A 9,126-nucleotide genomic window follows, 5' to 3' on the forward strand; every position below is an offset into this window, starting at 1 on the left:
ACGTTCCATTAAAGTGGAAGAACCTGTTTTCGAATCGCAAACCAAAACCAAATTGGGTTCTAACGATGTTGGTCCGAATGGTCCGACGGTTCGAACGTTTATTCACGATTTTATTACAACCAAATTAGATAATTTTTTACATAAAAATCCGGAAGTTGCCGATTTGCTTTTGCGTAAGATTTTGCAAGCCGAACGCGAACGTAAAGAACTTTCAGGAATTAGAAAATTAGCCAAAGACAGAGCAAAAAAAGCAAGTTTACACAATAAAAAATTACGTGATTGTCGTGTGCATTTAACCGATGCAAAAAATCCAAGAAGTTTAGAAAGTACGCTTTTTATTACCGAAGGAGATTCGGCTTCGGGTTCGATTACCAAAAGCCGTGATGTGAATACACAAGCCGTTTTTAGTTTACGTGGTAAGCCTTTGAATTCTTATGGAATGTCGAAGAAAATTGTGTACGAAAACGAAGAATTTAATTTGCTTCAAGCAGCATTAGACATTGAAGAAAGCATCGAAGATTTACGTTACAACAATATAGTAATTGCCACCGATGCCGATGTCGACGGAATGCACATTCGTTTGTTGTTGATTACGTTTTTCCTTCAATTTTTCCCAGAAATGATCAAAGAAGGACATTTGTATATTTTGCAAACGCCATTATTCCGTGTGCGAAACAAAAAAGAAACCATCTATTGCTATTCAGACGAAGAACGAAGAGATGCCATTGAAAAGCTAAAACCAAAACCAGAAATAACGCGATTCAAAGGATTAGGAGAAATTTCGCCTGATGAGTTCAAACATTTCATTGGAGAAAGCATTCGATTAGATCCTGTGATGTTAGATAAAGCCACATCAATAGAAACGTTGTTAGAATTCTATATGGGTAAAAATACACCAGATAGACAGATTTTTATTATCAATAATTTGAAAGTGGAATTGGATAAGGAATTGGTGGAGAAATAAAGTTAGAATTTTGTCAAAAGAACTTCAAAATAAAGAGTTATTCCAACAAGTAGTTGTGTTATTGCAAAATGCACAACAACAAGTTTTGCGTACGGTAAATTCAACAATGACCTACACGTATTTCGAAATTGGAAGAATGATTGTCGAAGAGGAACAAAACGGAAAAGAACGCGCCGAATACGGAAAGCAAATCCTAAAAGGACTTTCTCAACAATTGACAAAGGAGTTTGGGAAAGGGTTTTCGTTAAGTAGTTTAGAGCAAATTAGAAAATTTTATTTGATTTATTCAAATTCGACTATGCTCTTAAGGATATTAAATATTCAAATTCCACAGACACTGTCTACGGAATCGGATTCGCAAAAAACGCAGTCACTGTCTACGGAATTCAAAAATATTGATTTTCAAACACTTATATCTTTTTTTAAACTTACTTGGTCACATTATACTTTTCTAATGAGAATTGATGATGAAAAAGAAAGAAGTTTCTACGAAATTGAATCAGAGAAACACAATTGGAGTGTACGTGAATTAAAACGTCAATATGATTCTGCTTTATATACACGATTGGCTTTAAGTAGAGATAAAGAAGGTGTTTTAAAATTATCAGAAGAAGGTCAAATTATTGAAAAACCAAAAGACATTATAAAAGATCCTTATATTTTAGAATTCTTAGGATTACCAGAATTACATAATTATTCTGAATCCGAATTAGAGCAAGAAATAATCAATAAATTAGAACATTTTCTATTAGAATTAGGTGAAGGTTTTGCCTTTGTCGCGCGTCAAAAACGAATTACATTTGATGATAAACATTTCTATATTGATTTAGTATTTTACAATAGAGTTTTAAGAAGTTTTGTTTTAATAGATTTAAAAATTGGCGAATTGAAACATCAAGATTTAGGTCAAATGCAAATGTATGTCAACTATTATGATAGAGAAATGCGCCTCGAAGGAGAAAACAAAACCATCGGAATTGTACTTTGTCAAAATAAAAGTGATTTGGTAGTAGAATACACATTACCAGATAATAACGAACAAATTTTTGCAAGTAAGTACAAAACAATTTTACCAAGTAAAGAAGATTTAATAAAATTAATTAATAGTAAATAGAAGTTAATTTAAACAGATACTGAAATAAATTCAGCATAAATGAAAGACGAAGAAGAAGATAACATTAACGAAGAAGAAACTAACGACGAGTTAGAAGAATCTACCAACGACGAAATTGCTGACGAAGGCTTTGAGGACATAGTTTCTACAGGCAAAAATCACTTTTACGAAAACGACGAGAATCCAGAAGATACCATCACCAAAGTTACAGGAATGTACAAAGATTGGTTTTTGGATTACGCTTCCTATGTAATTCTCGAGCGTGCCGTACCTGCGATTGAAGATGGTTTCAAACCAGTGCAACGTCGTATTATGCACTCCTTGAAAGAGTTGGATGATGGTCGTTATAACAAAGTTGCGAATGTCGTAGGACACACAATGCAGTATCATCCTCACGGTGATGCGAGTATTGGTGATGCCATGGTACAAATTGGTCAGAAAGAGTTGTTGATTGATTGTCAAGGAAACTGGGGAAATATTCTAACCGGAGATAGCGCTGCGGCTTCGAGATATATTGAAGCACGTTTGTCAAAGTTTGCTTTAGAAGTTTTGTATTCGCCAAAAATTACCGATTGGGGTGTTTCTTACGATGGTCGTCGTGCTGAACCAAACAATCTTCCAGTAAAGTTTCCATTACTTTTGGCTCAAGGTGCAGAAGGAATTGCGGTTGGACTTTCGACTAAAGTATTGCCTCACAATTTCAACGAATTGATTGACGCTTCGATTAAAATTTTAAAAGGAAAACCTTTTACATTATATCCAGATTTTCAAACGGCTGGAATTGCCGATGTTTCCAATTATAACGATGGTTTGCGTGGCGGACGTGTTCGTGTTCGTGCCAAAATCTCGCAATTAGATAAACAGACTTTGGTGATTACCCAAATTCCGTTTTCGACCAATACATCGACCTTGATTGATAGTATTTTGAAAGCCAACGAAAAAGGTAAAATCAAAATCAAGAAAATTGAAGACAACACCGCTGCTGAAGTTGAAATTCTAATTCATTTATTTCCAGGAGTTTCTCCAGATAAAACGATTGATGCTTTGTATGCTTTCACAGCGTGCGAAACATCTGTGGCACCTTTGGGCTGTGTGATTGAAGATAACAAACCTTTGTTCATCGGAGTATCTGATATGTTGAAAATTTCGACAGAAAGAACGGTTGATTTATTGAAGAAAGAACTCGAAATTCAATTAGAAGAACTTAAAAATAAATGGCATTTCTCGACTTTAGAAAAGATTTTCATTCGTGAAGAAATGTACATCGATTTCAAATTGTATTCGGATAGAGAAGCGCTTTATAAATATATGTACGATCGTTTTGAGCCTTTCAAAAAATCATTCGTACGTGAAATTGAAGATGAAGATTTGCAAAAATTAACGCAAATTCCGATGATTCGTATTACGCGATTTGACTCGGATAAAGCGGATGATTTTATTGCCAAATTGGAAGACGAAATGAAAGAAGTGCAACATCATTTAGATAATCTAATTGATTTTGCTATTGATTATTTTGCTCGTTTGAAAGAGAAATACGGAAAAGGTCGTGAACGTCAAACGGAATTGAGAAGTTTTGAAAATATTGAAGCTACAAAAGTGGTTTTAAGAAACACAAAATTATATGTTAACAAAGAAGAAGGTTTCTTTGGAACAGGATTGAAAAAAGACGAATATGTTGCCGATTGTTCTGATATCGATGATGTTATTGTTTTCTTACGCGATGGAAAAATGATGATTGCCAAAGTGGATGACAAAAAATTTGTTGGAAAAGACATCATTCATATTGCTGTTTTTGATAAAAATGACAAACGAACCATTTACAACATGATTTACCGTGATGGCAAAAATGGTTCTACATTTATCAAACGTTTTAATGTTTCGGGAGTAACTCGTGATAAATTTTATGATTTAACACAAGAAAAAGCTGGTTCGCAAACATTATATTTCTCAGCAAATCCAAATGGTGAAGCTGAGGTTGTAACGATATTATTGCGTCAAGTTGGAAGTGTGAAAAAACTAAAATGGGATTTAGATTTTACCGATATTGCTATAAAAGGTCGTGCTTCTCGTGGAAATACAGTTACCAAATATCCAATCAAGAAAATCGAATTGAAGGAGAAAGGAATTTCTACTTTGCGTCCGAGAAAAGTTTGGTTTGATGATACAGTTCAAAGATTGAATGTTGATGGAAGAGGTGAGTTGTTAGGTGAATTCCGACCAAACGACCGTTTGTTAATAATCAATCAATCTGGAAAATTGAAAACCATTATTCCAGAATTGACTACGCATTTTGACGAAGATATGATTGTGCTCGAAAAATGGAATCCGAAGAAACCTATTTCTACAATTTATTATGATGGAGAAAAAGAGCGCTATTTCATTAAACGATTTTTGGTCGAAAACGAAAATAAAGAAGAAGTTTTCATCACCGAACACGAAAAATCACAATTAGAAATTGTTTCTACCGATTGGCGACCAGTTGCTGAAATTGTTTTTGCAAAAGTAAAAGGCGTTCAAAAAGATAACCAAACCATTGATTTAGAACAATTTATTGCAGTAAAAGGAATCAAAGCTTTGGGTAACCAATTGACTACTGATAAACTAAAGCAAGTAAATCTTTTAGAATCGTTACCATACGAAGAACCAGTGGAAGAAGTTCCAGAAGAACCAGAAGTTTCGGGAGTAGATGGCGTTTCTGAAGATATTCAAACCGAATTGGATGATGACGGACAGATTACGTTGAGCTTGGAGTAGAAAACTTATTAACTTGTATAAAAATTGTAAAAGTGAATTTTAAAATTAATTTTACACCTAATAAAGAATATTACAAAGAAGCTTATGAAGAAATGATTTCTACTTATAAGTTGAAAAAATGGGAACCAATTTTTGCTTTGTTGTTGATAGTTTTTGGATTGTTCATTTATTTTACAATTAAGAGTGAGAAGCTTAAGTTTATCCCTTTTATTTTTATTTTTCTTGGAATTTATGAGTTGGTGAAATTTTATTTTGAAAAGAGAAAATGGATTAATGACCGGTTGAAAAGTAATATTGTTGGAAAGAATTTTGAGGTTGAATTTACAGAGGATTACATGGTTCATTCTGGACCATTTTCTAATGGAAAAATAAGTTGGGATGGATTAAAAAATCTTATTGAAACTCAAAAAGGAATTCTTTTAAAACAGGAAAACGGAATAAGTATTTATCTTTCAAAGGAAATTTTTAAGAATAGAAGTGAAATTGATTTTATCCTTAACAAGAAAAAATAATTAGTGTAAACAAAAGTGTCTTAAATAGTTTGACATCTATTCAATACAAATACTAATTAACCCTGATAGCAATGAAAATAAAAAATGCCTTGATTGTTTCAAGGCATTTTTTATTGTAATGGATAGCAGGAATATGGAAACCAAAAATTCCCAAGCCATTCGTTTCTAATTTTTATTATCCGAAAGAGTTTTCATGAAGGCAACAAGTGCTTTTTGTTCGGTTGCGGTTAAATTCAGTGCATCTGCTGGTAACGTTTGGTTTTCTACGTTAATTCCTGTGCCAATTCCGCCGCCTTTATTGTAAAAATCTACTACTTCTTCTAGTGTTGTAAAAACGCCATTGTGCATGTATGGCGCGGTTTGAGCAACATTTCTAAGTGTAGGAGTTTTAAAAGCGTGCTTGAGTTGCGCCATTTTGTATTGGGTAAATCTTCCTAAATCGGGACTGATGATTTTACCATTTTTAACTTGTGGCGTTCCAATAACTTCCTGCTCGGTTTTTTTGTAAATAGGAGGAACAGTTCCGTTAAAAAGCGGAATAAAATGACAAGTTGCGCATTTTGCTTTTCCTGCAAAAAGATTAAATCCAAGTTGTTCTTCGCTAGAAAGTGTAGTGGAAGTGCCTTGAAAATGCGTGTCAAATTTAGAGTTGAATTTGTTTAACGAACGAATGTAACTGGCAATTGCATTTTGGAGTTGCCATTCTTGTAGTTCGGCTTTTTGTGGAAATGCTTTGTTAATTAGGATTTTATATTTTGGATTTTGTATCAATTTTGGCAAACTGTTTTTTAAATCGCCATGCATTTCTTCTTTATTCTGAATCACGTCCTTGCTTTGTTTTTCTAAATCGGTTTGGCGCATGTCCCAAAATTGTGCGTTTTGCAACGATGCATAAGTTACAGTTGGCGTGTTTCTTGGCAGGCTTGTTCCCGTAAGTGATTGGTTGGTTTTTAATCCGTCGGTGAAGGCTTTTTCTGGATTGTGGCAAGAAGCGCAACTGCGGTTTTGGTCTTTGGATAATGTATTGTCGTAGAATAACATTTCGCCTAATTTTGCTTTTTCAGCTGTATATTTATATTCATCAGACGGAATAAAAGCATTTACGTTGAACGTATTTTTTGCAAAAAGTGAAGTTGCATTTGGGTTGATGGCGTTGTTTTTTGCAACATTCGGAATAGCATTGTCTTTTTGAAATTGTGCTAACTTTTCGCTAATTGGGTTGAGATAAGATTTAATGAACGTTGCTCTATCAAAAGCATTGAAATCGGAATTGGATTTGCAAAACGCAACCGCTTTGTCAATTAATGAAGTAATCTCATTTTCGGTTTTTGATTTCGTAGTATTTAATTTAGATATCAAACTTTTTAAAGATGATAAACTAGCTTGAGTTTCTGGAATGGATTGTAGAGCAACAGGCGAGTCGAAGCCTGTGATTCCTAGCGTTAAAATGCGATAGACTTCCATTTTTGAAGCGTCCAAAACATAATCGGGTGAAATGGTTATTGCTTTTAAATGTTCGCGAACTTGTGCTAAATTTCCTTTAAGCACTGCAATTTCTCTAAGTAATTCGGTTTTGTTTTGAATTTCATATTTTGGAAAAATATATTCTTCAATGACTTGAAATCCGTTGGGTGACAAAAATTTATTTTCTTCTACTTCTAGTTCGTCAAGTGCTGGACCATTTATAAATCGGGCAGGATCGGGTGTGAAATATTCTACAGCCCATTCGATTTTTTTGTAAGCTATTCGAGTTTTAGAAAACGCGTTGTGAATTTCGGTTTGGCTTTTCTTTGAAGAAACAACGTTGCTTAATTGAGTTACTTGCTTGCTAACTTCTTCTACATTAGAAAGTAATTCGGCTTGAATTGTGATTGGTGTGTATTCTTTTTGACATCCAAATAGAAGGAATGTTAAAAGTAGTAGTGCAATTTTTGGAAATAATAGTTTCATTTTATGAATTTAATATAAAGTGAAAAAGCAACCCATTACAGGTTGCTTTTAAAGTATTGAGTATCAAATTATCTTTGAACGTTTCTAATAATTATCGTTTGACCACCTTCTTTGTTAGTGTTCAATCCGCTTCCGTCAGCATTTAAAAATGCATTTTTTTGCCAAGTATGTGGGTGAATGTTAACGTAGAATGTTCCTGGAACTCCAATTACATCAGAGATATCTTCCATTGCACCATATTCCCAGCTTCCAAAACGCATTTCACCAGATTGATTGTAAGTACTGTTCCAAGTAGCATCGGTACGTTTGTGGTTCATTGTTAACCAAGGCACATTTGTTTTAGTTGAAATTTTGTATTGCCAAATGTATGAATCGTGTTGTGCAGCAGTATAATAAGAATCTCCGTCTTCTTGTGTGTAAACGTAGTTTTCTGTTACACAAATGTTATCTGGATTGATGATTCCAGTTCCAGGAGTTGCATCACCATTGATAACCAATTCTAGTTTTCCAATTAAAGGGTTGTTGTTGTCTAAAACTAATTTATAAACTCTTCCCCACATTGTATAACCTTCTACTGGCATGTTTGAACTTGCTTGACCAGTAGCTGTAAAATAGATTTCTCTGTTGTTTTTTGCAGAACCTTTTCTGTAATCTACGTCTTCAACTCTAGAAAAACGAATTGCTCCAAGCGAATTTACAGCTGTGTTAATTGCAGCACCAGTTAAGTTTTTAGCATTTGGAATTTCAACAAAAGAAACGTCGAATGAAGTTCCCATATTGATAGCAGTTTCTACTTGGTTGCCATCGTTTCTTTTTAATGCATATAATTTTCCGTTAGACAAATCACCTACAGTTGTGCTCATGTACATAATTACTTGTCCAGCACTTGAGTGTGAGGTTGTGTAAGATTGATCTTCACCAATTAAAATTACAGTTTTTCCAGGATAAGCTGCTTTAGGAAGTGGCACAGCATTTTCCATACTTGCTTTTCCTAATGCTGGTAAAACTCTGTCTGTTCTAGATTTATCTGTAGTTGGACCGAATGGATCGATACCGTGAACCATACTTTCTTCACCACTTTCTCCAGCTGTTAAAAACATTGGGCCAAAACCATTTAATTGTGGCGTTGCCAAAGTTGCAGAGCATAAACGAGTTAAACCACCAACTGCATCAACAATATATTCACCTTTTACAGGTTTTAAAGCTTTATCAAAGTAAACTCTTGAAACCGATTTTAAAATTTCGTGATTTGTAATCATTACATAACCTTCACCAGCTGGATTTTTCATGAAACCTGCACCATCTGGTTGTGCACCAAATACAAAACCTGGCGATTGTGGTAAAACGTCTGGACTACTTAATAAAGATGTAATTTCTAAATCTTCAAATCCTTCTTTTGCGATAGCTAATGGTGGAACAGAAGATGAGTAAGAGAAATCGATGTCTTGGTTTACGCTTTTTCCGTCTTCGTCATCTTGACAGCTGATTGTTGCCACAGATAATAATGCTAGTGCAATTACTTTTTGTAAATAATTCTGGTTCATAATAATTTGTTTTAAGTTTTTTATTTGAAGCCAAAATTATTGCAAGGAAATTGTAATCGTTTTAAGTGAAAATTTACAATGCATCAAAAAAAGGTAAATTTCAGTTTAAGGTAAGTTTAAGATGTAACTATTTTGTAAAACTAAAGTTAGTTAATTTCTCAAAGACGTCTTTACTATTTTGAACTCTCTTCAATACTAATTCAAATATAGCCCTGATTACTTCACATGATATTAATTTTCATTTGAGTTCAGTGAACTTCGTTTGTAATGGAAATAAAAAAACCTTTC

At 33.8% G+C, this 9,126-nt stretch carries 6 protein-coding genes; 4 read left to right on the forward strand and 2 right to left on the reverse strand.

Annotated elements, in window-relative coordinates:
- The 4 genes from DIU01_RS09635 to DIU01_RS09650 form a co-directional block, all read left to right on the forward strand.
- A partial coding sequence (locus DIU01_RS09635; protein ID WP_290833889.1) for a toprim domain-containing protein occupies positions 1 to 964 on the forward strand: 964 nt, incomplete at its 5' end.
- Between the two features lie 10 nt (positions 965 to 974).
- A complete protein-coding gene (locus DIU01_RS09640) occupies positions 975 to 2,078 on the forward strand; it encodes a PDDEXK nuclease domain-containing protein (RefSeq protein WP_290833891.1) in 1,104 nt (367 codons plus the stop codon).
- Positions 2,079 to 2,117: 39 nt separating this feature from the next.
- Positions 2,118 to 4,832, forward strand: coding sequence for a DNA gyrase/topoisomerase IV subunit A (locus DIU01_RS09645; protein ID WP_290833893.1), 2,715 nt, complete (start codon positions 2,118 to 2,120; stop codon positions 4,830 to 4,832).
- Positions 4,833 to 4,864: 32 nt separating this feature from the next.
- On the forward strand, positions 4,865 to 5,344 hold the full coding sequence (locus DIU01_RS09650) for a YcxB family protein (RefSeq protein WP_290833895.1): 480 nt from the start codon (positions 4,865 to 4,867) through the stop codon (positions 5,342 to 5,344).
- A gap of 165 nt (positions 5,345 to 5,509) precedes the next feature.
- On the opposite strand, the gene DIU01_RS09655 is transcribed toward DIU01_RS09650, so the two are convergent.
- Together DIU01_RS09655 and DIU01_RS09660 are read right to left on the reverse strand one after the other, a co-directional pair.
- A complete protein-coding gene (locus DIU01_RS09655) occupies positions 5,510 to 7,294 on the reverse strand; it encodes a cytochrome c peroxidase (protein ID WP_290833897.1) in 1,785 nt (594 codons plus the stop codon).
- Between the two features lie 68 nt (positions 7,295 to 7,362).
- A complete protein-coding gene (locus DIU01_RS09660) occupies positions 7,363 to 8,838 on the reverse strand; it encodes a hypothetical protein (protein ID WP_290833899.1) in 1,476 nt (491 codons plus the stop codon).
- Positions 8,839 to 9,126: the final 288 nt, after the last annotated feature.

This window comes from Flavobacterium sp. (genome assembly GCF_003525665.1).
Classification (GTDB): Bacteria; Bacteroidota; Bacteroidia; order Flavobacteriales; family Flavobacteriaceae; genus Flavobacterium.

What these genes read in the sequence shown, in the direction of transcription:
- DIU01_RS09655 (WP_290833897.1), bottom strand. Translation starts at nt 7,294, where the DNA reads ATGAAACTATTATTTCCAAAAATTGCACTACTACTTTTAACATTCCTT.
- DIU01_RS09645 (WP_290833893.1), top strand. Translation starts at nt 2,118, where the DNA reads ATGAAAGACGAAGAAGAAGATAACATTAACGAAGAAGAAACTAACGAC.
- DIU01_RS09660 (WP_290833899.1), bottom strand. Translation starts at nt 8,838, where the DNA reads ATGAACCAGAATTATTTACAAAAAGTAATTGCACTAGCATTATTATCT.